Genomic DNA, 25098 nt, shown 5'->3' with positions numbered 1-25098 from the left:
GGCACCCGCCCCCAGCCCCACGCGATCAGGCGCGCTCAAACCCGCGTGCGATCTCGTAATCAGTGACCACACGGTCGAAATCCTCGATCTCGACCTCTGCCGCGCGGGTATAGTGGTCCACGACATCGTCGCTCATCGCCGCACGCAGCATGGCAGAGGATGCAAGCGCGTCCTTGGCATCGCGCAAGGTCTGCGGGATCATTCCCTCATTGCCCGCGTAGGCATCCCCTTTAAAGGGCGGGGCGAGTTCCAGCCCCTCCTCGATCCCCGCAATCCCGGCGGCAAGCTGCGCTGCCATCGCGAGGTAGGGGTTCAAATCCGAGCCGCCGACCCGGCACTCCACCCGCACGCCCTTGGTGCCCGCGCCACAGAGCCGGAAGCCCGCCGTGCGGTTGTCCACAGACCAGATGGTGCGCGTGGGCGCAAATGTGCCTTTCTGGAAACGTTTATAGCTGTTGATGTAGGGGGCCAGGAAATAGGTAAAGTCAGGCGCATATTTCAGCATCCCAGCCATGTAGTTTTTCATCAGGGCGGACATACCAAGCGCATCAGAGCTGTCAAAGAACACGTTTTCGCCACCCTTCCAGAGCGACTGATGCACATGGCTTGAGCTTCCGACCTTATCATGGCTCCACTTTGGCAGGAACGATGCGGCGTGGCCTTGTTGCCATGCGATCTCTTTGACCGCGTGTTTGGCGATGGTGTGATAGTCGGCGCAATCCATCGCCGCACCATATTTGATGTTCAACTCCTCTTGGCCTGTCTCGGCCTCGCCCTTGGTGCACTCAATGGGGATACCCGCGGCATAGAGATGGTTGCGCAAGGGGCGCATCACATGCTCTTCGCGGGTGGTCTGAAGGATCGAGTAATCCTCGTTATAGCCCGAGATCGGTGCCAGATCGCGGAAGCCCGATTTGCGAATTTCGTCAAAGCTCTTCTCAAAGAGAAAAAACTCAAGCTCGGTCGCCATCATCGGTGTGAGGCCCATCGCCTCCAGCCGGGCAAGCTGCGCCTTCAGCAGCGCGCGCGGCGAGTGCGGCACATCGGCGTGTGTGTCGTGGTCGATCACATCGCAGAGCACCATCACGGTGCCGTCGAGCCACGGCATCGGGCGGATCGTGGCGAGGTCAGGCTTCATCACGTAATCGCCATAGCCTGATTGCCAGGATGTGCTGGCATAGCCATCCGGGGTGGCCATCTCCAGATCGGTGGCCAGAAGATAGTTGCAGCAATGGGTCTCTTCCCATGCGCTGTCGATGAAATGCTGCGCGACAAAGCGCTTGCCCATCAGCCGCCCCTGCATATCCACAAGGCATGCCAGAACGGTATCCACCGCGCCGCTGGCGGTTTGGGCTTTGAGATCGTCGAATGTCATGGCGGGCATGGGGGCCTCTTGGCGTTAAGGGTGTTGCAGTGTGGCGCGCGCGCCCGAGATCTTGCCCCGGCACGCGCCCCGTCTTGGCTTAGCCGTAGCGGTAGGGCCGCCCGGCCTTGGCCATCGTCTCGTTGTATTTCTTGAAGATGTCCACGACACGCCGCTTGGTCTCGGACTCGGCCGCGATCTCTTCCCAGAAATCAAGTGCAGCTGTCTCCACCTGCGCCCATTCGGCGTCGGGGATCGAGGTCAGCTGCATCTTGGTGCCGTTCACGCGCAGATCGGCCTCGCCGCCCCAATACCACCATTGGCGGTAGTAATGCGACTGATCACAGCAGACCCGGAAGAGGGTTTGCAGATCTTCCGGCAGCTCGTTCCAGCGGTCCATATTGGCAAAGAACGACCCGGCCCACGCGCCCGAGATGTTGTTGGTCAGGAAATAATCCGTCACATCCGCCCAGCCCACAGTGTAGTCTTCGGTGATGCCCGACCATGCCACGCCATCAAGCTCACCCGTTTGCATGGCGACTTCGATATCCTCCCATGGGAGGGTCACAGGGATCACGCCGAATTGCGACATGAAGCGGCCCGCCGTGGGGAAGGTGAAGATGCGTTTGCCCTTGAGATCCTCAAGGCTGCGGATCGGCTCCTTGGTGGCGAAGTGGCACGGGTCCCATGCACCTGCGGAGATATGCTTCACGCCAACTTTGGAATATTCCTCGTCCCAGATCTCGTTGAGGCCGTATTGGTTAAAGAGGACCGGAACATCGAGCGAATAGCGCGAGGCGAAGGGGAAGTAGCCGCCAAAGACTGTCACTTCGGTAGGCGAGGCCATGCTGTCATCGTCGGATTGCACAGCGTCGATCGTGCCGCGCTGCATGGCGCGGAATAGCTCGCCCGTGGGGACCAGCTGATCGGCATAGAAAAGCTCGATCTGCATCCGGTCGCCCGCGATCTTGTTGAACATATCAATGGCGGGTTTGATCACATGCTCAGCCAGCGCCGTACCGGCATAGGTTTGCATACGCCATTTGATCTGGTCTTGGGCAATAGCAGGTGTGGCCAGCGGGGCGGCAATCGCGCCCGCACCAGCGGCGGTCAGAAACTTGCGTCTTGTTGTCATGGTCGTCTCTCCTTGTTGTTGAATTGCGGCCCCCTCGCGGGGCTCTTCTTCGGGTTATTTTTCAGTGTTAATTTTCTGTGTTACTTTCCATAGACATATTCTGGCAGCCACAGGGCAATCTGGGGGAATATCATCACCAGCCCGAGCGCTAAGATCATGATCCCCACAAACGGGATGATAGAGCGGTAGATATCCATCAGGCCAATCTCGGGCGGCGCCATGGCGCGCATCAAAAACAGGTTATAGCCGAAGGGTGGCGTCATATAGGCGATCTGGGTCGTGATCGTGTAGAGGATACCATACCAGATCAGATCGAACCCCAGCATCCCCACAAGTGGGACGTAAAGCGGTGCCACGATCACCAGCATGGCGGTATCATCAAGGAACGTGCCCATGATGATGAAGCTGAGCTGCATCAGGATAAGGATCATCCAAGGGTTCAGGCCCAATTGGGTGGTGAAGAGGGTCTCAATCGCCTTAACCGCCCCGAGGCCATCGAAGATCGCGCCAAAGCCCAGTGCAGCAAGGATGATCCACATGAACATGCACGAGATGGCCAGTGTGTTGCGCACGGAGTTCTCGAACACCACGCGGGTCATGCGGCCTTTGAGGATCGCGGCGAGGAACGCTGTCATAGCGCCTATGGCCGAGCTTTCGACAAGCGAGGTCCAGCCGTTCACGAAGGGCACCATCATTGAGGCGAAGATAAAGATCGGCAAAAGGCCCGCGCGCAGAAGGCGGAGCTTTTCGTCCATTGGCACGTTACGCTCTTCTTCCGAGAGGGGCGGGCCGAGATGGGGCTGCATCCGGCAGCGCACATAGATGTAGATGATGAACATGGTGGCCATCATCAGGCCGGGGATCACGCCCGCGAGCCACAATTGCCCCACCGGCTGGCGCGCAATCATCGCATAGAGCACCAGCACCACCGAGGGCGGCACGAGGATACCAAGCGACGAGCCTGCCTGCACCACGCCAGTCACCATGATCTTGTCATAGCCCCGGCGCAGCAATTCCGGCAGCGCAATGGTGGCCCCGATGGCCATGCCCGCCACGCTGAGCCCGTTCATGGCCGAGATCAGCACCATCAACCCGATCGTGCCAATCGCCAGCCCACCTTTCACGTTGCCCATCCAGACGTGGAACATCTTGTAAAGGTCATCGGCGATGCGCGATTCCGACAGGACATAGCCCATGAAGATGAACATCGGCAGGGTCAGAAGCGGATACCATTTCATCAGCTTCATCGCCGCCGAAAACGGCACATCGACACCGCCCGTACCCCACAGAAGCATCCCCGCAGCGGCCCCAACAAAGCCAATCGCGCCAAACACCCGCTGCCCGGTCAAAAGCATCAGCATCATTGAGCTGAACATCAGCAGGGCGATCATTTCATAGGGCATCAGCGGGCGCCTTCGCGAATGCGACCGATGTCGCGGAAAAGCTCGGCCAGTGCCTGGAGAAGCATCAAGAGAACCCCCAGCACCAGCAGGGTTTTGATCGGCCAGAGATAGGGCCGCCATGCGGTGGAACTGCGCTCAAGAAATCCCAGAACCTCGCCTGCCGCCTCGGTCCCGCCAGTGACGAAAGCCACGGCCAGTTGCCAGAAGAACTCCAGCGGCTCCATTCCGAAATAGCCCAGAGAAAAGCTAAGCGATCCGAGCCCGCCATAGAGAAGCACGCCGAGGTAGAACATCAGGAAAAACACCGTGATGCTGTCGAACCACGCCTTTTGCCGCACGGACCAGCCGCCATAAAAGAGGTCCATCCGCACATTCGAGCCAAGCTGGATCGAGTAGGGCCCACCGAGAATGTAATAGGCGACCATCACGAATTGCGCCATTTCCAGCGTCCACAAGGTGGGTGTCAGGAAGGTCTTGGAGAAAGACGACCACAGGAGGATACCGATCAGCACGAAAATCCCATACATCGCGATACGCCCGATGAAGCGGTTCATCGCATCAATGCCACGGATATAGCCCCGGATAGGCCGGGGCAGCCCGGCCGGAATGGCCAATGGGAGGGCATCAGCCATGGGCGCGCCCCTGCATCATCAGACCCAGATGGATGAGAGCGGGCCGCAAGAGCGTCAAAAGCTCGCCGCCGATCTGAGCAATCTGAGCCTCGCTTTGCAAAAGATCGTTGCGCACTTCGATCATCACATTGGGCAGGTCGCGCGCAATGCCGTGGATTTGCAAGGAATGGGTGACACCGTCCTCGGGGCCGTAGGGTTGGTTCCGATCAATCTGGCGATGGGGCAGCTTCAAAGTGCAGCGCAGCATTGCGTCCGTCAGCGTGGCATCACTGTCATGCAGCAGCCCGATCTCGGTGCTGCGCTCTACCCCGTGATAGACGGGCGTGAAACTGTGCACGGTGATCAAAGCCGTGGGGACGGCGTTCGCGCGGCGGCGGTCCAGAAGCCCGCCCACTGCGTCGATGAAGGGTCGGTAGATGGCCTCGGTCCGGGCGGCACGCTGCTTGGCAGAGAGGTTTGCATTGCCGGGAATGTCGATCACCTCGGACCGCGCGGGCATGGCCGATTGTGCCTCGGGCGGGCGGTTGCAATCATAAACGAGGCGCGAGACCGCGCCCGCGATCATGGGCGCACGCAGGGCGCGCGCAATATGCACAGCCAGCGCCCGTGCTCCGGGGTCCCAAGCCGCATGGCTCTGCGCCGCCTCCACAGCGAGGCCGAGACCGTCATATTCGGGCGGGATATGGTTCGAGGCATGTTCGCACAGCACAAGCGCAGGGCCGGACATTGCGTCCCCAACCATCTCCACGCTTGCTGTTTGCGACTCGGTCACTGGCACCCCCTGATACCGCTATCTGAAAAGATGTTTTCATAGCGACCAATTTACGTCAATATCTTTTCAACCCAACCCGTGCGATTCAAGCGAAAGAAGCCCGCCCATGTCAAAACCCGCGCCAACCGTTCGCGAGACGCTGTTGAGCAGCTATGGCACACTGACCATGTCTGAGCGTAAATTCGCGGCCATGCTTTTGGAGAACTACCCCGGCGCGGGTCTGGCCTCGATCACCGTGGTGGCGGCCAATGCGGGCGTGTCTACACCCACGGTCGCGCGGCTGGTGCAAAAGCTGGGATTCACCGGGTTTCCGCAATTCCACCAAGCGCTTCTGGCCGAGCTAGAAGCAAAAGCCTCCGGCCCGCTGCGACGGCGTGAAAACTGGGTCCGCGAGGCACCCGAATCGCACCTTCTGAACAGGTTTTCCAAGGCGATTACTTCCAATCTGGAGCAGACGCTGGCCAATATGGATAGCGCCGCGTTCGACAGTGCGGCCACACGTCTCGCGGACACATCCGGGCGGCTTTACGTGGTGGGCGGGCGCATCACCCGCGCGCTGGCCGATTATGCCTTCACGCATTTTCAGGCTATCCGGCCACGGGTCACGCATATGACGTCCTCCTCGGCGACATGGCCGCATTACGTGCTGGATATGGCGGCGGGCGACACGCTCTTGATGTTCGATGTGCGGCGCTACGAGAAGAACCTTTTGCGGCTTGCGCAGCTTGCGACAGAGCGGGGTGTGGCCGTGATCCTGATCACCGATCAATGGGCAAGCCCCGTTGCCGCCCATGCGCGCCATACGTTTTTGTGCAGGACCGAAATCCCCTCGGCATGGGACAGCAACATCTCGACCATGATGCTTCTGGAGGCGCTGATTGCTGCCACGCAGGAGGGTGATTGGCCAGAGACCCGCGCCCGGTTTGAGCGGCTGGACGAGATTTTTGACGCGGCGCGATTGTTCGGGAAATAGCTATCTGTGTTATGAACCTGGATCGCGCTGCATCAGGTTGATCTCCTGCGGCACGGACGCCGCCGAACAACCGAGCACATAATCCAGTGTGTGCAAGATATCGGCCATGGGGATCGGCACTTGTGGCGCGAAGTCCCCTTGCGCGATATCCGCCTGCACCTCGGGTGTATCGATATTGCACGGGTTGATCAGGGTCACACCGACCTTCTGGGGCCGCATCGCGTGGTGCAGCGACAGGGCCGCACCGCGCAGACCAAACTTCGACGCCGTGTTGGCAACCTCGTAAGGCGCGAACTGATCAAGGCCCGAGGTAGAGCCGATGAGCACAATGCGTGGATCGGGCGCGCGGGCCAGATTGGGGGCAAGCGCCTGCGCCAGAAGGATCGGCGCGGTGAGGTTCACGGCGATGACATTGCGCGTCTCGGCGCGCGGGCTTTTGTGGAAGTCATAGGCATCGGTGAAGGCCCCGTCCTCCCACACGCCGCCCATGTAGAGAAGCCCGTCGAGCGAGGCATCCCCAAGCGCCGCTGCGCAAGCATCAATGCCTGCATCCACGCTGATATCCGCCGCGATCCATGTGCCATGGGCGGCAGGGCGGCGCGACGCCGAGTAGAGCGTAGCGCGCGGCGCAAGATGCGCGGCAGCCGCCGCCCCAAGGCCAGAGCTTGCACCGACAACGAGATAGGTGAGGGGCATTTCAGTGGCTCCTTCAATGATTTTGGGCAAGAATTTGATCTTGGGCCGCGCGCGCCCTCCCCCACAGCATCACCATAGCACAGTCCCATTGGCAAACATATGCCGGGAAAAAACGGCGCAGAAACCAGTCTTTCCAGCCCGCTTGACAATTCAGAGTAAATTACTCAGAATTAAGAAATCTAGCCAGCCGAAGCCACGGTCAGCCCGAGTCCCCGAATCGATAAGAGGAATTCCGGCATGACCAAAACGCGCCCAACACACACCCAGAACAGTCCCCCACGCCCGGCCCTCTATGATCCGGAATACGATCTGCACCGTCTGGCGCAGGACGGGGGCGAGGCCGATGGGCTCAGCCTGGAATGGATGCTTGATCGCTACCGCGCAGCACCGGGCCGTTTGCAGGGGGGTGCGCTATGACGATGCAGCCCAAACCTCTGGACGCAGCACCCGATCTCAAGCTGCCAACCTATGACGCCCGCACGCTGTGTGGTGCAGCCGATCAAGCGCAATTCGTACTCGAAGACAAAATCTACACCCTGCGCATCACCCGCGCGGGCAAGCTGATCCTCACAAAATGAACGCGGCACAAAAGGCCCGTGGAGGCGCGCCTGTAGGACGGATCGCGGATCTGGATGCCGTTGAGGCGGCGGCGGTGATCTATTTCAGGCTCTGGTGTGATGGAGCGCCGTCCCGCAGCCAGGTCGAGGATGATTTCTGCGCCCTTCTGGGCCCGGTTCACGGCAAAAGCGCGCTGACAGCCCTTGGGGATATGCTGGAGCTTTGCGCGCGACACGGGCGCAGGCCTTTGATGCGGCACGGGCTGACCTGCACATGCCTTGGCGCGGATGAGGCGTGTTTTGCCAATTTCATCGCATCGGCGGCATGCGGGCCGCGCGAGGATGCGTTGATGATGGCGATGCTGATTGTGCGGCCTGACGTGGCCCCTGTGCTGACCGCAATGGCCACACAATTTGGTCTCGCGCTCAGCCGGATGCAGCTAAGCGCCCCCAGCGAGATGCGGGCCCGCGCGCCAAAGGCCGAGCGGGTACTGCACTAAAGCGCGTCGCGTTCAACTTGATTCACATATTCATCGGAACGGATGAGGCAGAATTCACAGACGCGACGCTGCGGCCTAAATTATGGCGCACTCCAAAATGGGTTGGCCCGTCACGATCCGGCCCCAGTGAAACGGGCTGAGGTCGAGCGTTTTGTAGCTGCCATGCGTGATCCATTCAGCGGTGCCGCGCCCCATGGCCGGGGCCTGCTGAAGCCCATGGCCGGAAAAGCCATTGAGGAAAATGAGGTTCTCCATCCGGTCATGCGGCCCCGTGATCGCGTTTTGATCAAGGATGTTATAGGCGTAATGCCCGGCCCACTCGGTTGTGACGCGGATCGCTTCAAACTGCGGGATGCGAGTGGCGATGGCGGGCCAGATCTTGTCCTGCCAGAGGGCGGGGTCCATGACGAAATCATCCGGGTCCACCGCCGGGTCATAATCGCTGTGCCCACCCGCCTGATAGATGCCACCACCGATTTCGCGCACATGCACGCCGGAGGGGTCAACGGTGAGCGGGAGGGGCCGGTCCAGCGGACGCTCGGCCTTGAACATCCACGTGAAACGTTTGCGCGGCTCCACCGGCATATCAATGCCCGCCATGGCGGCAATACGCGCGGCGCGGGGTCCTGCGGCGTTGACCACTTGGCCCGCGCTCAGGCGTGTGCCGTCCTTGAGCGTCAGAGCGTCGATGCGGGTCTGGGCGGGGTTGAGCGTGAGCCCCATTACTTCCCCTGCAAGGTATTCTACTCCCGCCTCACGCGATTTGCGCAGCAACCAATCGAACAGGGCCGCGCCGTCGAAATAACCCTCATCCACGGTGTTGATGGAGCCGAGGAGGATGTCATCAAGCGCGTAGAACGGATAGGCGGCGGCGATCTCATCCGGGGTCATAAGCTGCGTCGCGGCCCCGGCGGCACGTTGCACCGCGTGATTGGCGCGCAGGGTCTGCGCAAAGGCCGGGGTATCCGCAAGATACATATAGCCGAAGGATTGGATGCTCAGATCGGGGATGCGGGGGTCACCGCCCATACGTATGCGTATGTTTTTGACGAAATCAGCGGCAAAGAGGCTGATGCGGACATTGAGGTCGGTCGAGAATTGCTGGCGCATACAGGAATTGGTGTGGGACGTGGAGCAGTTGGCGTAGCTCGGGTCCTTCTCAATCACCAGAACGCGGCCTTGGAAATCCGGCATTTGGGAAAGCCACCACGCGGTAGATGCGCCCATGATGGCACCACCGATGATGATCACATCGTAATGGGTGTGCGCGGGCGTATTGGTCCAGCCGGTTTGCATCTTTGGTGTCCTCGAAACGGGTCTGGCAACGCTAGCGCGGGTGCGCGGCTAGCCGCAAGCCTTGAGCCACGCGCGCACGCGCGCCTCTGGGTCCGGGTTGAGGGATATGTCTGTCACGGCGCTCACACAATCGGCCCCGGCGGCAAAGGCCCCGGCACTACGCTCGACACTCATCCCACCGATGGCGATAAGGGGGGTGTCGCCGATCAGCGCTTTCCATTCGCTCAGCTTTTCCACGCCTTGTTGGTGCCATTTCATCTTCTTGAGGATGGTCGGGTAGACGGGTCCGAGAGCGACATAATCAGGTTTGAGCGCCATAGCGCGGTCCAGCTCCGCGCGGTCATGGGTGCTGATCCCAAGCTTGATCCCGGCGCGGCGGATGGCGGGAATGTCAGCACTGTCCAGATCTTCTTGGCCCAGATGAACCCAATCACAACCCTCGTCGATGGCGATCTGCCAGAAATCATTGACCACCATGGCGCAGTTGGCTTTGCGCGCGATGGCCTGCCCCCGGATGATCTCGGCGCGCAAGTCTGCGCCCTCAAGGTCTTTCACACGGAGTTGCACAAGACGGATACCGAGGGGCAAAAGGCGCGCCAGCCAATCGACGCTGTCGAAGATGGGATAGAAACGCGGCAGGCTCATGTGAGAAATGCCTGACCAATGACAGGCGTGGAAGGAGCGGCCATATCGCGCGGCTCCATCGGGCTCGCCCCTGCCGCCAGTTGCCCGGCGCGGATGGCCAGCGCGAACGCCTCGGCCATAGCCGCAGGATCGCCCGCCTTTGCCACCGCCGTGTTCAAAAGCACGGCATCATAGCCCATTTCCATCGCCTGGGCTCCTTGGCTGGGCAGGCCCAGCCCTGCGTCGATCACCAAAGGTACGTCCGGGAAATGCGCCCGCATGGCGCGCAGCCCGAAGATGTTGTTGAGCCCTTGGCCGGACCCAATCGGCGCGCCCCATGGCATCAACACCTCGCATCCCGCGCGCAGGAGACGATCCGCGACAACAAGGTCCTCGGTGCAATAGGGGAAGACCTGAAATCCATCCTCGGAGAGTATCCGCGCAGCCTCAACCAGCGCGAACACATCCGGTTGCAGCGTATCCTCCTCGCCGATCACCTCCAGCTTGATCCATTTGGTGCCGAACACCTCGCGCGCCATATGGGCAGTCGTCACCGCCTCCTTGACCGAATGGCACCCGGCCGTGTTGGGCAGCACATGCACGCCCAGCCCTTGGATCATCGCCCAGAAATCCTGTCCCGCACGATCCTGCCCGCTTTCGCGGCGCAACGAGACCGTAGCCACGGATGCACCCGAGCGGCGAAACGCCTCGGCCAGAATGGCGGGCGACGGGTATAGCGCCGTGCCCAGCATCAGCCCATTGGGCAGGTCGGTTCCGTAAAAGCTGCGCATCATCCGCCTTTCATGGGGGCGAGGATTTCGATCCTGTCGCCCTCGCTCAGAGCCTCGTCCGCGCGCACGCTGCGCGGCACGAAATCGCCGTTGCGCGCGGTGGCCACGACCGCGCCGTCATAGCCCGCCTCGCTGAGCAAAACGTCCAGCGTGGTGGCGGATGTCTCACGCGGTGCGCCGTTTAACTCGATCTTCATGAAGCACCTCCGGTGTTGTCTCATCATATAACATCGCGGCCACCATCCGCGCCATGGCGGGGGCCAGAAGGAAGCCATGGCGATAGAGACCATTAACCGAGATAAGCCGCCCTTTGCGGCTGATCCGGGGCAGGTTATCGGCAAAGGCGGGGCGGGCATCAACGCCGATTTCCAGCACCTCCGCCTCGCCAAAGGCGGGGTTGAGCGCGTAGGCCCCGCTCAGCAATTCCAGCAAAGCGCGGGCGCTGGGATGTTTGCCCGCACCCGCCTCGATCATGGTGGCACCGAGCATATAAAGCCCCTCACCGCGCGGCACGATATAGAGCGGGATGCGCGGGTGCAAAAGACGAATAGGGCGCGTGAGAGCCACATCGGGGCAGCGCAGAACCAGCATCTCGCCCTTCACACCGCGCAAGCCATCCATCGCGGCGCGTGCACTCAGACCGCGACAATCGATGGTGAGCGCGCGCTTGGCTTCCTGCGTGGGGTCGGCCTCTCGGGTCTCAAACGCGACGCCCTCCGCTTCCAGACGGGTCCGTAGGGTTGTCAGCGCCGCACGGGGGTCCAAATGCGCCTCGCTTGGGAAGTAGAGGCCTTTGGTGAAGCGGCCCTCAAGGTCTGGCTCCAAAGCGGCGATCTGGGCTTCGTCCACCGGCTCAAACCCCGAAGTGCGTTGCGAAAACCTGCGCAGATCCGCCTGGTCACGGGCGGGCGAGACCACGAGCGAGCCTGCGCGCGTGACGCAGCCCGTGGCGGCCTCCCACCATCCGGCGGCCTCTTGGCCCAAGCGCACGACAGGCTCCTCGGCACTTTCGCCCTCACAATGCGGGGCCAGCATCCCGCCCGCCCACCATGAGCAGGCCTGCGGGCCGGGGGCCGCCCCGTCACCACGCTCAACGATGCGCAGATCAGCGCCGCGATCGCGTAAGGCCCGCGCCACGGCCAGCCCGGTCACGCCTGCGCCAATGATGGTGATCTCCACGCGGGCTAGCCCCACTGACCAAAGAAATGATGCACCGGACCGTGGCCCGAGCCGATGCGCAGCGTATCCGCCGCCCGGATCGCCCCCGCGAGATAGGCGTGGGCCGCGCGCACGGCCTCCTCCATCTCCAGCCCCCGCGCCAAATGCGCGGCGATGGCGGCGGAATAGGTGCAGCCGGTGCCATGGGTATTGGCCGTGGCCACGCGCAGCGCGGTGAAGCGGGTGGTGCCTTGGGCGGTGATCAGCAGATCAACGCAGTCCGCCCCACCTGCATGGCCGCCCTTCATCAAAACCGCGCGCGGCCCAAGCGCCAGAAGGGCGCGGCCCTGCGCCTCGACCTCGTCTTCGCACTCGGCATGGGTTGTGCCCAAAAGGCGTGCGGCCTCGGGCAGGTTGGGTGTCAGCAGGTCGGCGCGGGGCAGGAGCACGCGGCCCAAGGCTGCAATCGCGGCGTCCTGAAGCAGGGCATCACCCGATTTGGCAATCATCACCGGGTCGAGCACCACGGGGCCGGAATACTCCGCAAGGCCCACGCCTACAGCCTCGATAATCTCCGGTGAGAAGAGCATGCCGATTTTGATCGCCCCTACGCCCATATCCGCCAGAACCGCGTCCGTCTGCGCGCGCACCACATCGGCGGGCACCGCATGGACGGCGGTAACAGCTTGGGTGTTTTGCGCGGTGACGGCGGTGATCACGCTCGCGCCATAGACACCGAGGGCCGACATCGCCTTGAGGTCGGCCTGAATGCCCGCGCCGCCGCCGCTGTCAGAGCCAGCGATGGTCAGGGCGATGGGCGTGGCGGCAATCTCGACCATAAGCTCCTCATTCAGGTTAGGGCAGAACGAGGGGAAGGATGGCGCCTGGGCCATATCTCCGTTCCCTACGCCGGAATTGCCCGGATCAGGTTCGACGGGTCGGCGCAACGCACCTCTCAGCCCTCATATGGGCCCCCCGACGGATGCCAGATTGCTACACCAGTTGCAGGGGCTGCGCAATCGCCGGGTGCTGGGTTTTTGTGTGTGGGATCAGCGCTTGGGATCGTCCTTGCGCATGCGGGGGGACGCGCGTTTGCGTCCACGTTGGCGCGGACCCGTGATCGCCACAATGAGTGCGGTGATCACCAAAAGCGACACCAAGCCTGCGAAAAGAAGGTCGAATGTCATGCCAAACCCTGTTGCGTTTCTGTGTACATGCCCCCTCAACACGCAGCCCCCAACGGGGGTTCCGTTGCCGTGCCTGCGCTCAATGATCGGCGGGGCTGGGCTCGGTCTCATCAACCGCGAAGCGGACGGTAATGCGGTAGAAATCCCCCCCTGTCTCGACCACGGCCTCCCCACCCAGCTGTGCGGCGAAGACGCGGACAAGCTGCGCACCGAGACCTGTGCCCTCGGCCTCATCCGGCACTGCTGCCGCAAGGGAATTTTCGCATGTGAACTCCGCCTGATCCGGGCCGGGGCGCGTGAGAGCCGCGCGCAGGTAGGGGCGCGCGCCCTCGACAGCGCCGATGTATTTGAGCGCATTCGTCACCGCCTCGGACGCCAAAAGCGAGAGCGGGACGGCCTGATCAGGCACCAGAATGAGCGGGGCGAATGTGCGGCTGACATCCACATTACTGCCGGGCTTGATCCCCGTGACCGCCAGTTGATCAAAGAGCTCCGCCAAGAGCGTATCAGCCTGCGTGCGGCTGAGATTTTCGGTCTGATAGAGGTTTTGATGCACCGTGCTCAGCCCCATGATCCGCTCTTGCAGGCGGCGCAACACAACTTCGGTCTCGGGGCTTTGGGCCTTGCGGATCTGCATGTTCATGATTGACGAGATGAGTTGCAGATTGTTCTTCACCCGGTGATGCACCTCCTTGAGAAGGACGTTCTTCTCGCGCAATGCGTCCTCCATTTTCGCCTCATCATCCATCAGATCAAGCGCCATGTCGGTGAAGGTCTCGTCCAGATCGCGCAGCTCATCCGACATGCCGAACGCGCGGGCGTCAGGGTCAAATTCGCGCGTGCGGGCAAAGCCGCGCATCCGGCGGCGCAGGTCCGCCACCTGCTGCACCACAAGCCGGTCCATGGCGAAATACGCCACCGCGAGGCTGGCCAAAAACATCAAAAGCGGGAAGACCGCAGGCGCCACCGCCATGCCCCAAAAGCTTGTTTGGCGCAGGTCCGGGGGCCAACTGCCCAGCGCGTAGGTGAGATCGGGGATGATCGGCACGAGGGCGAAGCTACGCTCGCGCCCGGCGCGATCGGTGGCCGTGAACGTCTCATCCTGTGAACCGGCCAGCGCAGCCAGCGCGCGATCAGCGGGCAGCGTAGCCTGCACATCCACCGAGCTGTCGGTGCTGTCATGCGTCAGGATATCGCCTGCGCTGTTGAATGTCGTGAGGCTAACGGGGCGCCGCGCGGCATCTGCGTCAGGGTGCTCAACCACCTGCGTCATCGGAATGGAAATGGCAATGTATCCCGCAAAACTACCAGCGCGTTGCACGGGATGAAGGATGGAGATAATCGGCTCGCGGCTGATCAAGGGCGTGTCCAGACGCTCAATCCACTGCCCCGGTGCCGCGATGCGCGCGGCCAAGCGCTCATGCCCCGACATATCCACGATGCCCGCAGCAGAGGAACACTCCATGATGCCATTCAGATCAATGAACCCCACAAAGGAATAGCGTTCGGTGCTTTGGATGTAGTCGCGCAGGTACGTGCGGCAGGCCTCCGGATCATCACGCAAGAGATCAAGCACGGCGCTGAGGCCTTCGGCGGCACCGAACGCGCGCTCAAACACTTGCCGCTCGCCAAAAGCGGCGCTGCCCGTGAGCGCGAGCAAAGTCAGCGCGGAGCGGCTTTCAACCTCATGGGCCAGATCGCGGGTCTGCACGATCCCCAGCGCCCCAATGGGCAAGAGCGCCAAGGCCAGAAACGCCGCGATGCGAAACCGCAGACCACCCGTGAGCGAGGTCTCGCGCTCCGCGCCCGTCTCGGGCCACATCAGAACGCGGCGGTCCCGTTGGCCGACAGCACGCCGCTCGTGGCCTTATCGGTCAGCTCCATCGCCTCGTCATCGTCCAGATGCATCAGCTCGGCCAGCCGCAGGCGCGCGCGGTTGGCGCGGCTTTTGATCGTGCCCACGGCCACACTGCACATCTCCGCCGCCTCCTCATAGGAAAAGCCCGAGGCCCCCACGAGGATCAGCGTCTCGCGCTGCTCATCGCTCAGCTGTGCGAAGGCGGCGCGAAAATCTGTCATATGCAAACGCCCGTCATGGGCAGGTTTCTCGGCCATGCTTTCGGTGAAAATGCCATCCACATCCGCCACTTCGCGCTTGGCCTTGCGGCGGTTGGAATAATAAGTATTGCGCAGAATCGTGAAGAGCCAAGCGCGCATATTGGTGCCCGCCTGAAACTTGTCGATATTGGTCCATGCCTTCACGAGGGTGTCTTGCACCATGTCATCGGCGGTGGCGCTGTTGCGTGTGAGGCTCATGGAGAACGCGCGCAAAGCTGGCAGGTGATCTACCAGCGTGTCTCTTGGATCAGGCTCGCTCATTTTGGGTTCTTGCCCCCTTTGCCCTCATCCTGCGCGCGCAATTGCGCCAGAAGGTCGGTGAACCGGTCCGGCACATCCTCCTCCAGTGTTTCCTGAAAAACCCTGCGCAGGTTTTCGTCGATCTGCGCCTGTGCGCTTGGGGTGGTTTGCCGTTTTGTCATCAATGGGCCGCCTGTTATTTACGTCTCAGTCGCAGTTTCGTTGGAACCAAACGCCTTCACCTGCGTTTGGTTCCGAGAAAAGTTAGATATCCGGGGGGAAAACCATGACGCAATCCGACGCTGAACAGGACCTGAGCACGCAAATCGGGGAAAATCTACCCTACCTGAGGCGCTATGCCCGCGCGCTGACCGGCTCACAGGAGCGCGGAGATCGCTATGCAGCCGCCACGCTTGAGACGATTTTGGCCGACAGGTCGGTCATGATGGCGGGGCTCGGCGTGAAGCCTGCACTCTTTCGGGTGCTTCACAGCGTTTGGAAATCCGGCAAGACGGATGTGATTTTCGACAGCGACGATGCGCTCTTCGGCGCGGCGCAAAAGCATATGGCAAAGCTAACCGAGAACACGCGCGAGGCGCTGCTGTTGCACACGATCGAAGGGTTCCCCTTTGGGCAGGTGGCCGCGATCATGGATATCGACCAATCCGAGGCTGAGCATCTGGTCCAGACCGCCCAGCGCGAAATGGCCGATAGCATCTCTGGCCGGGTTCTGATCATTGAGGATGAGCCGCTGATTGCGATGGACCTTGAAGGGATCGTCGCCGATCTTGGCCACCGCATCACGGGCAATGCCCGCACCCGCGATGAGGCGGTCAAGCTGGGCCGGGCCGAGATGCCCGATCTTATCCTCGCTGATATCCGCCTTGCCGATAACTCTTCCGGGATCGACGCTGTGAACGATATTTTGGGGCAGTTCGGCACATGCCCGGTGATTTTCATCACCGCATATCCTGAGCGGCTGTTGACCGGCGACCGGCCAGAACCTGCGTTTTTGATCTCGAAACCCTACCAGCAAGAAAGCGTACGCTCCGCCGTGAGCCAGGCGATGTTCTTTGCCTCGACCGAGACACTCCGCGCCTGAATCAGTCACCTGATCCAGACTTAAAAACCCCCCACATCGCGAAGATGCGGGGGGGTTGTTTTCGACTATGCGAAATTGCTTAGCTTTTGCTGATCGCGCGGAGCATCCATGCCGCCTGCTCGTGGAAGGCCGACCGACCAGTGGCCAAATCCTCGGTCACCGGGTCCTTGGCCTCATCGCAAATCTCAATGAGGGCGTGCATCCGGTGTGCCACACGCTCGTGATCGGCAGCGAGATCCTCGCACATCTTGCCGGCAGAGGGCAGACTGTCTGCATCTGTGATCACCGAATTGTCGGTGATGGCTTGCAGCGTGGACGGCGCCATATGGCCCAAGGCGCGGATGCGCTCGGCCAGCTCATCGGCGGCGGCGAACATATCCTCGTATTGCTCCTCAGTGAGGTTGTGGATCGCGTAAAACAGCGGCCCCTCCACGTTCCAGTGGTAGGCATGCGTCTTGAACACGAGGCGATAGGTGTCTGCCAGCACGTCCGCCAGCCCTTTGGCCACGGCGGATGTATCGCGGACCCCGGTGCTCACGTTGCTGGTTTCGGGAACGACTTTGAGTGCGTCTGTCATTTTGATCTCCTTTCGTTGTTCATTAAAACAACACGCCGGAGCGCGGTTTGGTTCCCGCAAAGATCAGGATGGCTCTGCCGCGCGGGCTTCGATCTCGGCGTTGAGCGCGGCCCCGACCAAAAGCAAAAGCCCGCTAAAATAGAGCCACATAAGCAGCGCAATCACCGCCCCGATGGAGCCGTAGACCTCGTTGTAATTCCCGAAATTCGACAGATAGACCGAGAAGCTTGCCGAGACCCCCGCCCATAAAAGCACCGCCAGAACGGCACCAGGCGTGACCCATGGCAGGCGCCTGCCCCCGCGGTTGGGGCCATAGCGATAGACAAGCCCCGCGCCCGCCATCAACACCGTGATCGCCAAGGCCCAGCGCGCCACTTCCAATGCAATGCCCGTGGCCGGCCCCAAGGGGGCAAAGGCGAGGATCAGCGGCACGATCAGGACCGCAGCCACCGCGCAAAGCGCAACAAAAATAAGCGCCATCGTCAGGACGAGCGCCGTTGCGTAATGCCGAATACCGCCACGATTGGGCGCATCATACACCGCGTTCAGCCCATTGATCAAAGCGGCCACCCCCGCGCGCGAGGACCAAATGGCCAGCCCCAGCGAAACCAGCGTGGCCCACCCGAGCGAGCCTTGATCCGCCCCGGTCAGGGCGTTGATCTGGCGCGACAACAGATCAAACACGCCCTCGGGCATGACGCCGCGAAAATGCTCGATCTGGGGCAGGATCGCCTCCGGATCCCCGACAAGGCCCCAAAGCGCTATGATCGCGGCAAGGGCCGGAAAAAGCGCGAGGATGCCGTAAAAGGCAATCCCCGCGGCAATCAAGCTCAGCCGCTTGTCGTTAATCCGCTGAATGATGCCCGCGCCAGCACCCCAAAGTGGGATACCTTTGATCCCGGGCCCGGTCCACGCCATGCGTCAGACAGTCCGCGTGGTTGAGCGGGGTCCGGCAAGGATCCAGATGACGAAGCCGATGATGGGCAGCACAAGCACCAGAAGCGTCCAGAGGACTTTTGATCCCGTCGGGACCCCTGAGCCAATGATCGACACGATGGCCCAAATGTTGAGGACCAAGACAATCAAGCCGCCTAAACCTGCATATTCCATGATGATCTCCTTTTTTTGGCTGTCGCGGGGCGGTTTTGCCCGGCTTACCAGAGACGAACGCAGGATCACGCGGCTGGGTTCCCTCTCACGCGGCGGCCAACAGACCGTCGAGCGCCCGCGACAGCACATCAAGCGCGCCGCCAGCTCGGCCTCGGACGCAATGAAAGGGGGGGCCAGCAGGACATGATCGCCTGTCTTGCCACCGCGCGTGCCGGGCATGGGATAGCAGATCAAGCCCTCTGCAAAGGCCGCCGTCTTGAGCTTGCCCGCAAGGCCGAGCCTGGCCTCGAACGGTGCCTTGCTCTCGCCGTTCGGCACCAATTCCAGCCCCCAAAAGAGGCCACGCCCCCGGATATCGCCCACATGCGGGTTCTGGCCAAAGCGCGCACGCAGTTGCATCTCGAAATACGCGCCCCGGCTGCGGACTTGGGGGATCAGGTCCGCTCCAACATCTCGGAGATCACGGCCACGGGCAGATCAGAGGCGCAGTGACCGGGAAAGACATGGCTTATGGCGTGGCTCCGGGATTGGCGCGGGTTGCGCACCTTATCCTTGGCGCATCCCGGCGCACATATCAAACCTTGCCACGCGGTACGTGGCTCAGTGCATAAGCTCGCTCAGTTCTCGGTGGCATTCAATCACGTGGCCCTTGCGCCCTTGGCGGCGGGGCGGATCGACCGTTTTGCAGGTGCTTGCTTCGGCACGCTGGTATCTGACAAAGCAATACAACGATCAAATTTCAAACTTATACACTATCCAACATCGCCATGTCGCGAACTGACCAGAGTCAGTGTATGGCGGCGGCCCGGTCGGTGCTTTTCCAGTCCGGATTGACCCATGGCTTTTGGTTCGATGCAGGCAACATGCCGCGCCCAAGGATGTGATCCGAGGCCTTTTCTCCGGTCATGATCGACGGCGCGTTGAGGTTGCCGTTGAGGATGCGCGGAAAGATCGAGCTGTCGGCCACGCGCAGGCCCGTGACGCCAATCACCCGACATTCAGGGTCCACGACGGCGGTCTTGTCATCCGCCGCTCCCATCTTGCAGGTCCCGCAAGGATGATAGGCGCTCTCGGCATGGTCCGAGATAAAGGCGTCCAGCTGCGCGTCGCTTTGGACATCCGCGCCCGGCTGAATCTCCTCGCCACGGTAAGGATCGAACGCAGATTGACCAAAAATCTCGCGCGTGAGGCGGATGCAGTGGCGAAAATCGCGCCAGTCGCTCTCGTGCGACATGTAGTTGAACACGATCTTGGGGGCCGCGGCAGGATCGGCGGAAGCAAGGCTGATCCGCCCGCGCGAGGCCGACCGCATCGGCCCCACATGCGCCTGATACCCATGCCCTTCGGCGGCCACCTTGCCGTCATAGCGCATGGCGATAGGCAGGAAGTGATACTGAATATCAGGATACTCCACACCGGGGGCCGAGCGCAGGAAAGCCGCGCTTTCAAACTGGTTGGACGCGCCAAGCCCCGTCTTTGTGAAAAGCCACCGCGCGCCAATGACGCCTTTGGAAAGGAGGTTCCAGTATTTGTAGAGCGTGATCGGCTGGAGGCTTTTTTGTTGAATATAAAGCTCCAGATGGTCCTGAAGATTGCCACCGACGCCGGGCCGGTCTGCCACCACGCCTACGCCATGCTCAGCCAGGTGCGCGGCGGGGCCAATGCCCGACAACATCAGGATCTTGGGCGAGTTGATGGAGGAGGCCGCGACGATCACCTCGGCATTGGCGCGCACCACCTCAATCTGGCCACCCCGATCGATCTCCACCCCGGTGGCGCGCCCCTCTTCGATGATCACGCGCCGCACATAGCACCGGATCATATCGCAATTGGGTCGCTTCAACGCGGGCCGCAGATAGGCATTGGCCGCAGACCAGCGGCGGCCCTTGTAAATCGTCTGCTCCATCGGGCCAAAGCCCTCTTGTTTCTCGCCGTTATAGTCGGAGGTAAGCTCGAACCCTGCCTGCGCGCCTGCCTCCACGAAGGCCTTGAACAAAGGGTTGCTGCACGGCCCGCGTGTGACGTGGAGCGGCCCATCGGTGCCGCGCCATGTGGGATCACCGCCATGGCCCGCATCGTCCCAATTCTCCATCCGCTTGTAATAGGGCAGCACATGGCGAAAGCCCCAGCCCTCGGCGCCGCTGTCTTCCCAATGATCGAAATCGCCCGCATGGCCGCGCACATAGACCATCCCGTTGATCGACGAGGACCCGCCCATCACCTTGCCGCGCGGTGTGGCAAGGCGGCGACCGCCCAGATGCGGCTCAGGCTCGCTGGAAAAGCCCCAGTCATACATGGACATATTCATCGGATAGCTGAGCGCGGCAGGCATCTGAATGAACGGCCCTGCATCGGTGCCGCCATATTCCAGCACCAGCACAGAATGTTTGCCATCCTCGCTCAGCCGATACGCCATGGTCGACCCGGCAGAGCCTGACCCGATGATCACATAATCCGCCTGCATGGATGCTCTCCTGACCAAATTGCGCACTTACTTACCAATGGTCAGTTTTTATGTCAAAGCCCGATATTGTGACGCCCCACCCGGCGCTATAGACTACTCAAATCAGGAGGCGATATGGCACGGCGCAGCATCGGAGACGTCAGGCGGGCAGAGCTCAGCCAAGCCGCGTGGAGCGCGCTGGTGCAATACGGGATTCGTGGCACGACGCTGGACCGTGTGGCCAAGATCGCAGGCGTCTCCAAAGGCGTCGTTCTGCACCATTTCCTTGATAAAGACGCGCTTTTTGAAGGGGTGCAGCGGCAGGCCAACACACTGCTGCGCGATTGCGTGGTCGAGCTTTTGCGCCATGCCGACACCCCGCTTGAAAGGCTCTACGCCATCATCGCGGGCAATTTTGCAGCACCTGTGTTTCAGCAAGAAATCTGCCACGCATGGATCAGCCTGTGCTCCGACGTGCCGCATAACAGCCAGAGCCAGCGCATTCAGACCGCCGTGCACGCAAGAATGCGCTCCAACCTCCTCAGCGCGCTGCGCCCGCTTCTCTCACCTGAGGATTGCACCCGCGCGGCGTTTCAGCTGCGCACCGTGATGGACGGGCTGTGGTTGCGCGCAAGTTTTCAGCCCGAGCCGATGCCCGGCACACGCGGCGTCGACGAGGTAGATTTCGCCGCTCGCAGAATGCTCTTGCCCGCAGGCGTGTGCGACGCCGATATCACCGCCGCCCGCGCCAAGATGGAGCATCTCTCGGATCTGATCCTCAGCAGCCGTGCCTACCGCGACCGCGCCCTGGCAGGATAACCTGCCCAATAATCAAAGGACGTCACAAAATGAGCTTTCTCGACCCGCAAGATTGGACCTTCCCTGTCCCCATCGCCTATGGCCCCGGACGGCTGGCCGAGATTGCGACCCTTTGCGAGGGCGCAGGCATGTCCCGCCCCCTAATTGTGACCGACCGGGGCAGCGCACCCCTGCCATTCATGGACGCGCTCACCGCGCATCTGGCCAAAGGCGGGCTGACAAGTGCTGTTTATTCCGGCATCTCCCCCAATCCCCGCGACGACGAGATTGCGGCAGGCTGCAAAGCCTTTGCCGATGGCAACCATGACGGCGTGATCGCCATTGGCGGCGGCAGCGGCATGGACGGGGGCAAGGCCGTGGCCCTCATGGCTCTGAACGATCTGCCCCTTTGGGATTTCGAGTTCGAGCAAACCCCACCCAAACATGCGCGCTTCCCGCCGCTGATCTGCATCCCCACCACCGCCGGCACCGGGGCCGAGACGGAAAGCACCGCGATGATCACCGACACCGTTCAGGGCGTGAAATGGTGCGTCTGGCATCCCGCCCTCAAACCCGCCTGCGCCCTTCTGGACCCCGAGCTGACGCTGGGCTTACCCCCGCACCTCACCGCCTGGACCGGGGCCGATGCCATGGTCCACGCGATCGAGGCCTACTGCGTGCCGGGCTTTCACCCCCTTTGCGATGGCGCCGCCCTTGAGGGCCTGCGCCTCGTGGCCCACTGGCTGCACATCGCCGTGGCCGAGCCGGACAATATAGAGGCCAGAGGGGCCATGCTGGCCGGGTCTTGCCTCGCGGGGATCGCATTTCTCAAAGGGCTGGGGCTGGTCCATGCCATATCGCATATGATCGGCGCGGAATACGACACGCAGCATGGGCTGACCAACGCCGTGCTGCTGCCCGAGGTGCTGCGCTTTAACGCGCCGGATATCGCCCACAAGATCACCCCCATGTCTCAGGCGATGGGGCTGACCACAACGGATTTCGAAAGCTTCCACGCCCATATCGACGCGATGCTCCGCCAGATTGCCATCCCCGCCACACTCACGGAGATCGGCGTGCCCGATGATTGCGCCGCGCGCATTGCCAAAAAAGCCCTCAGAGACAGCGCTGCCGGGACAAACCCCCGATCACTCACCGCAGCACAGGTCCAAAAGGTGATCGAGGCCGCACTCCACCCCAATGACCCTGCGTAAACTTCCACCCACCTTGCCAAAAGCCCCTAGCGCTTTCTTCTTAGCCCAAATACTCAAACCCACGCCCGCATCACAGAGGGGCACCCCCGTTTGGTTGACCCCGCCCGCCATCAAAGGCAGCATGGGCCCGAACACACCGCATCAAGGCGATACTGACGTGATACCACCGTCCAAAATACCACCATCCAAAACTCAAGGGATTCTCGAAAATGGCCTCCTATGACGTGATCGTAATCGGCTCCGGCCCCGGCGGCTATGTCGCCGCCATCCGCTGCGCGCAGCTTGGCCTCAAGACGGCCTGCGTCGAGGGGCGCGAGACGCTGGGCGGCACCTGCCTCAACGTGGGCTGCATCCCGTCCAAAGCGCTTTTGCACGCCACGCATATGCTGCACGAGGCCGAGCATAATTTTGCGGCCATGGGCCTCAAGGGCAAGTCGCCTTCGGTCGATTGGAAGCAGATGCAGGCCTACAAGGCCGAAACCATCGGCGCCAACACCAAAGGCATCGAGTTTCTCTTCAAGAAGAACAAGATCGACTGGATCAAGGGCTGGGCCTCCATACCCGAGGCGGGCCGCGTCAAGGTGGGCGATGACGTCCACGAGGCCAAAAATATCATCGTCGCCAGCGGGTCCGAGCCTGCCTCACTTCCCGGCGTGGAGGTGGACGAGAAAATCGTCGTGACCTCCACAGGCGCGCTGGAACTGGGCAAGATCCCCAAGAAGATGGTCGTGATCGGCGCAGGCGTGATCGGGCTGGAAATGGGCAGCGTTTATGCCCGCCTCGGCTCGGAGGTGACGGTCGTGGAATATCTCGACGCCATCACCCCCGGCATGGATGCCGAGGTGCAGCGCTCCTTCCAGAAGATCCTGACCAAACAGGGCCTCAAGTTCATCATGGGTGCGGCGGTGCAGAAAACGGAAACCACCAAGTCCAAGGCCAAAGTGCATTACAAGCTGCGTAAGGATGACAGCGAGCATGTGCTCGACGCCGACACGGTTCTCTTGGCCACGGGCCGCAAGCCCTACACCGATGGGCTGGGCCTCGGCGATCTGGGCGTCGAGATATCCGAGCGCGGACAGATCAAGACCGATGCGCAGTGGCAGACCAATATCAAGGGCATCTACGCCATTGGGGATGCGATCGCAGGCCCCATGCTGGCCCACAAAGCCGAGGATGAGGGCATGGCCTGCGCCGAGGTTCTGGCGGGCAAACATGGCCATGTGAACTACGGCGTGATCCCCGGCGTGATCTATACCCACCCCGAGGTCGCCAATCTGGGCGCGACCGAGGAGGAGCTGAAGAAAGACGGCCGCGCCTACAAGGTCGGCAAGTTCTCCTTCATGGGCAATGGCCGCGCCAAGGCGAACTTTGCCGCCGACGGGTTTGTTAAAATCCTCGCGGATAAAGACAGCGACCGCATTCTGGGTGCGCATATCATCGGCCCCATGGCGGGCGATCTGATCCACGAGATCTGCGTGGCAATGGAGTTTGGCGCATCCGCGCAGGATCTGGCCCTCACATGCCACGCCCACCCGACCTATTCCGAGGCGGTGCGCGAGGCCGCTCTGGCCTGCGGAGACGGCGCAATCCACGCGTGAGCGTGGGCCCCAAGCCGCTGGTCTCCGTTGTTATCCCGGCTTACCGCGCGGCGCGCAGCCTGCCTGCCGCGCTTGCCTCTGTCGCGCTGTCGGGGCTTGAGCCGGGCGCGTTGGAGGTGGTAATCGCCCCCGATGATGGCCACGATTACAGCGGGCTTGAGGCCCATGGCATGGCCCTCACGATCTGTCCCGGCAGCTTCATGGCAACAGGCGCCGGGCCCACCCGCAACCGCGCTCTGGCGGCGGCGCGGGGCAGATTTGTCGCTTTCCTCGATGCGGATGATACGTGGGGGGCGGGATATCTGAGCGCGCTTTTACCGCTGGCCGAGGGCCATGGCGCGGCCTTCGGGCGGACGTGCATCATGGTGGATGGTGCCCCCATACTCACCCTGCCGGGCGCGGGACAATCGGAGCTATCGCTCCATGATCTCGGGCGCACAGGTGCAAGCTTTCACCCCGTTCTGCGCCGTGATCTTGCGGGGCCGTTCGTCAATATGCCGTCGCAGGACGTGCTGCACACGGCGGAGGTGCTGGCGCTGGTGGGTAGCACGGCCCCGTTGGGTGATGCGGCCTATAATCTGCATGTGTCGGGCAGCAGCGAGACCGCCACGGGCGATTTTTCAGCCCGCGTTGCCGCCGCTTATGAGGCGTATATCGCTGATATCACAGCTGGCAAAACCCGCATCCCATCTGATCACGCAGACGCCGCCTGCGCCATGTTCCGCGCAAAATCCGCGCTGAACGCGGCCTATACAAAGGACGGCAAGGCACGGCCTTTTTACGCGTTCATGGCCAATTACCTGACCTGAGC

The 25098-nt window shown here is 61.9% G+C and carries 29 protein-coding genes and 1 riboswitch; of the genes, 9 read left to right on the top strand and 20 right to left on the bottom strand.

Annotated features, from left to right (window positions below; genetic code table 11):
* Nucleotides 1–25: 25 nt before the first annotated feature.
* The 5 genes from KUD11_RS06665 to KUD11_RS06645 form a co-directional block, all read right to left on the bottom strand.
* Nucleotides 26–1384, bottom strand: a complete 1359-nt coding sequence (locus KUD11_RS06665; protein WP_109385492.1) for a glutamine synthetase family protein — start codon at nucleotides 1382–1384, stop codon at nucleotides 26–28.
* Nucleotides 1385–1463: 79 nt separating this feature from the next.
* On the bottom strand, nucleotides 1464–2498 hold the full coding sequence (locus tag KUD11_RS06660; RefSeq protein WP_109385494.1) for a TRAP transporter substrate-binding protein: 1035 nt from the start codon (nucleotides 2496–2498) through the stop codon (nucleotides 1464–1466).
* Between the two features lie 80 nt (nucleotides 2499–2578).
* Nucleotides 2579–3901 (bottom strand): TRAP transporter large permease, encoded by a 1323-nt coding sequence (locus tag KUD11_RS06655; RefSeq protein WP_109385496.1) that lies wholly within the window; start codon nucleotides 3899–3901, stop codon nucleotides 2579–2581.
* Nucleotides 3901–4497, bottom strand: coding sequence for a TRAP transporter small permease subunit (locus KUD11_RS06650; protein ID WP_109388127.1), 597 nt, complete (start codon nucleotides 4495–4497; stop codon nucleotides 3901–3903). The genes KUD11_RS06655 and KUD11_RS06650 overlap by 1 nt, the downstream gene beginning before the upstream one ends.
* 28 nt (nucleotides 4498–4525) lie before the next feature.
* Nucleotides 4526–5275: an N-formylglutamate amidohydrolase gene (locus KUD11_RS06645; protein WP_109388129.1), complete on the bottom strand. Its 750-nt coding sequence runs from the start codon at nucleotides 5273–5275 to the stop codon at nucleotides 4526–4528.
* A 136-nt stretch (nucleotides 5276–5411) separates the two neighbouring features.
* Here KUD11_RS06645 and KUD11_RS06640 point away from each other — a divergent pair, with 136 nt between their 5' ends.
* Nucleotides 5412–6278: a MurR/RpiR family transcriptional regulator gene (locus KUD11_RS06640; protein ID WP_109385498.1), complete on the top strand. Its 867-nt coding sequence runs from the start codon at nucleotides 5412–5414 to the stop codon at nucleotides 6276–6278.
* 9 nt (nucleotides 6279–6287) lie between these two features.
* Here the strand turns inward: KUD11_RS06640 and KUD11_RS06635 are convergent, their stop codons facing one another.
* On the bottom strand, nucleotides 6288–6974 hold the full coding sequence (locus KUD11_RS06635; RefSeq protein WP_109385500.1) for an SDR family NAD(P)-dependent oxidoreductase: 687 nt from the start codon (nucleotides 6972–6974) through the stop codon (nucleotides 6288–6290).
* Nucleotides 6975–7211: 237 nt separating this feature from the next.
* Here KUD11_RS06635 and KUD11_RS06630 point away from each other — a divergent pair, with 237 nt between their 5' ends.
* Genes KUD11_RS06630 through KUD11_RS06620 form a run of 3 tightly spaced genes read left to right on the top strand, consistent with a single transcriptional unit; the run spans nucleotide 7212 to nucleotide 8031 of the window.
* The gene (locus tag KUD11_RS06630) at nucleotides 7212–7391 is read left to right on the top strand and encodes a hypothetical protein (protein WP_109385502.1); all 180 of its coding nucleotides are present in this window, start codon (nucleotides 7212–7214) and stop codon (nucleotides 7389–7391) included.
* Nucleotides 7388–7552 carry a hemin uptake protein HemP gene (hemP, locus tag KUD11_RS06625; RefSeq protein WP_397545204.1) on the top strand — a complete coding sequence of 55 codons (165 nt, stop codon included), beginning with the start codon at nucleotides 7388–7390 and terminating at the stop codon, nucleotides 7550–7552. The genes KUD11_RS06630 and hemP overlap by 4 nt, the downstream gene beginning before the upstream one ends.
* On the top strand, nucleotides 7549–8031 hold the full coding sequence (locus tag KUD11_RS06620) for a hypothetical protein (RefSeq protein ID WP_109385506.1): 483 nt from the start codon (nucleotides 7549–7551) through the stop codon (nucleotides 8029–8031). The genes hemP and KUD11_RS06620 overlap by 4 nt, the downstream gene beginning before the upstream one ends.
* A 75-nt stretch (nucleotides 8032–8106) precedes the next feature.
* On the opposite strand, the gene KUD11_RS06615 is transcribed toward KUD11_RS06620, so the two are convergent.
* The 10 genes from KUD11_RS06615 to KUD11_RS06570 form a co-directional block, all read right to left on the bottom strand.
* The gene (locus KUD11_RS06615) at nucleotides 8107–9327 is read right to left on the bottom strand and encodes an NAD(P)/FAD-dependent oxidoreductase (RefSeq protein ID WP_109385508.1); all 1221 of its coding nucleotides are present in this window, start codon (nucleotides 9325–9327) and stop codon (nucleotides 8107–8109) included.
* Nucleotides 9328–9375: 48 nt separating this feature from the next.
* A complete protein-coding gene (locus KUD11_RS06610; RefSeq protein ID WP_109385510.1) occupies nucleotides 9376–9972 on the bottom strand; it encodes a thiamine phosphate synthase in 597 nt (198 codons plus the stop codon).
* Entirely contained in the window at nucleotides 9969–10742 is a 774-nt protein-coding gene (locus KUD11_RS06605) for a thiazole synthase (RefSeq protein WP_109388131.1), read from the bottom strand. Before KUD11_RS06605 ends, KUD11_RS06610 begins: the two co-directional genes overlap by 4 nt.
* The gene (gene thiS / locus KUD11_RS06600; RefSeq protein ID WP_109385512.1) at nucleotides 10742–10939 is read right to left on the bottom strand and encodes a sulfur carrier protein ThiS; all 198 of its coding nucleotides are present in this window, start codon (nucleotides 10937–10939) and stop codon (nucleotides 10742–10744) included. The genes KUD11_RS06605 and thiS overlap by 1 nt, the downstream gene beginning before the upstream one ends.
* Nucleotides 10908–11921 (bottom strand): glycine oxidase ThiO, encoded by a 1014-nt coding sequence (gene thiO / locus KUD11_RS06595; protein WP_109385514.1) that lies wholly within the window; start codon nucleotides 11919–11921, stop codon nucleotides 10908–10910. Before thiO ends, thiS begins: the two co-directional genes overlap by 32 nt.
* A 5-nt stretch (nucleotides 11922–11926) precedes the next feature.
* Nucleotides 11927–12739 (bottom strand): bifunctional hydroxymethylpyrimidine kinase/phosphomethylpyrimidine kinase, encoded by an 813-nt coding sequence (thiD, locus tag KUD11_RS06590; RefSeq protein ID WP_109385516.1) that lies wholly within the window; start codon nucleotides 12737–12739, stop codon nucleotides 11927–11929.
* A gap of 45 nt (nucleotides 12740–12784) precedes the next feature.
* Nucleotides 12785–12888, bottom strand: a riboswitch (TPP riboswitch).
* Between the two features lie 61 nt (nucleotides 12889–12949).
* Nucleotides 12950–13087, bottom strand: coding sequence for a hypothetical protein (locus tag KUD11_RS06585; protein WP_181375293.1), 138 nt, complete (start codon nucleotides 13085–13087; stop codon nucleotides 12950–12952).
* Nucleotides 13088–13166: 79 nt separating this feature from the next.
* The gene (locus tag KUD11_RS06580) at nucleotides 13167–14909 is read right to left on the bottom strand and encodes a sensor histidine kinase (protein WP_109385518.1); all 1743 of its coding nucleotides are present in this window, start codon (nucleotides 14907–14909) and stop codon (nucleotides 13167–13169) included.
* A complete protein-coding gene (locus KUD11_RS06575) occupies nucleotides 14909–15466 on the bottom strand; it encodes an RNA polymerase sigma factor (protein WP_109385520.1) in 558 nt (185 codons plus the stop codon). The genes KUD11_RS06580 and KUD11_RS06575 overlap by 1 nt, the downstream gene beginning before the upstream one ends.
* The gene (locus KUD11_RS06570; RefSeq protein ID WP_109385522.1) at nucleotides 15463–15627 is read right to left on the bottom strand and encodes a NepR family anti-sigma factor; all 165 of its coding nucleotides are present in this window, start codon (nucleotides 15625–15627) and stop codon (nucleotides 15463–15465) included. Before KUD11_RS06570 ends, KUD11_RS06575 begins: the two co-directional genes overlap by 4 nt.
* 104 nt (nucleotides 15628–15731) lie before the next feature.
* On the opposite strand from KUD11_RS06570, the gene KUD11_RS06565 reads away from it, so the two are divergent.
* Nucleotides 15732–16547 carry a response regulator gene (locus KUD11_RS06565; RefSeq protein ID WP_109385524.1) on the top strand — a complete coding sequence of 272 codons (816 nt, stop codon included), beginning with the start codon at nucleotides 15732–15734 and terminating at the stop codon, nucleotides 16545–16547.
* A 79-nt stretch (nucleotides 16548–16626) separates the two neighbouring features.
* Here KUD11_RS06565 and KUD11_RS06560 read toward each other — a convergent pair whose 3' ends face one another.
* From KUD11_RS06560 to betA, 4 genes are all read right to left on the bottom strand, one after another.
* Nucleotides 16627–17124, bottom strand: a complete 498-nt coding sequence (locus KUD11_RS06560; protein ID WP_109385526.1) for a Dps family protein — start codon at nucleotides 17122–17124, stop codon at nucleotides 16627–16629.
* Nucleotides 17125–17187: 63 nt separating this feature from the next.
* The gene (locus KUD11_RS06555; protein ID WP_224380161.1) at nucleotides 17188–18042 is read right to left on the bottom strand and encodes a YihY/virulence factor BrkB family protein; all 855 of its coding nucleotides are present in this window, start codon (nucleotides 18040–18042) and stop codon (nucleotides 17188–17190) included.
* 3 nt (nucleotides 18043–18045) lie between these two features.
* Nucleotides 18046–18234: a PLDc N-terminal domain-containing protein gene (locus tag KUD11_RS06550; protein WP_219930193.1), complete on the bottom strand. Its 189-nt coding sequence runs from the start codon at nucleotides 18232–18234 to the stop codon at nucleotides 18046–18048.
* 787 nt (nucleotides 18235–19021) lie between these two features.
* Complete coding sequence (betA, locus tag KUD11_RS06545; protein WP_109385530.1) at nucleotides 19022–20698, bottom strand: choline dehydrogenase; 1677 nt, start codon at nucleotides 20696–20698, stop codon at nucleotides 19022–19024.
* Between the two features lie 114 nt (nucleotides 20699–20812).
* On the opposite strand from betA, the gene betI reads away from it, so the two are divergent.
* The 4 genes from betI to KUD11_RS06525 all read left to right on the top strand — a co-directional run bounded on the left by betI (nucleotide 20813) and on the right by KUD11_RS06525 (nucleotide 25096).
* Nucleotides 20813–21496 (top strand): transcriptional regulator BetI, encoded by a 684-nt coding sequence (gene betI, locus KUD11_RS06540; protein ID WP_109385532.1) that lies wholly within the window; start codon nucleotides 20813–20815, stop codon nucleotides 21494–21496.
* A gap of 29 nt (nucleotides 21497–21525) precedes the next feature.
* Nucleotides 21526–22689, top strand: coding sequence for an iron-containing alcohol dehydrogenase (locus KUD11_RS06535; protein WP_109385534.1), 1164 nt, complete (start codon nucleotides 21526–21528; stop codon nucleotides 22687–22689).
* A gap of 209 nt (nucleotides 22690–22898) precedes the next feature.
* Nucleotides 22899–24287, top strand: coding sequence for a dihydrolipoyl dehydrogenase (gene lpdA, locus KUD11_RS06530; protein WP_109385536.1), 1389 nt, complete (start codon nucleotides 22899–22901; stop codon nucleotides 24285–24287).
* The gene (locus KUD11_RS06525) at nucleotides 24284–25096 is read left to right on the top strand and encodes a glycosyltransferase family 2 protein (RefSeq protein ID WP_181375295.1); all 813 of its coding nucleotides are present in this window, start codon (nucleotides 24284–24286) and stop codon (nucleotides 25094–25096) included. The genes lpdA and KUD11_RS06525 overlap by 4 nt, the downstream gene beginning before the upstream one ends.
* The last annotated feature ends 2 nt before the right edge of the window (nucleotides 25097–25098 follow it).

Source organism: Roseovarius carneus (genome assembly GCF_020141465.1).
Classification (GTDB): Bacteria; Pseudomonadota; Alphaproteobacteria; order Rhodobacterales; family Rhodobacteraceae; genus Roseovarius; species Roseovarius carneus.
Note: the sequence above shows the minus strand (reverse complement) of the source record. Positions and strands in the feature narration are given on the sequence as shown.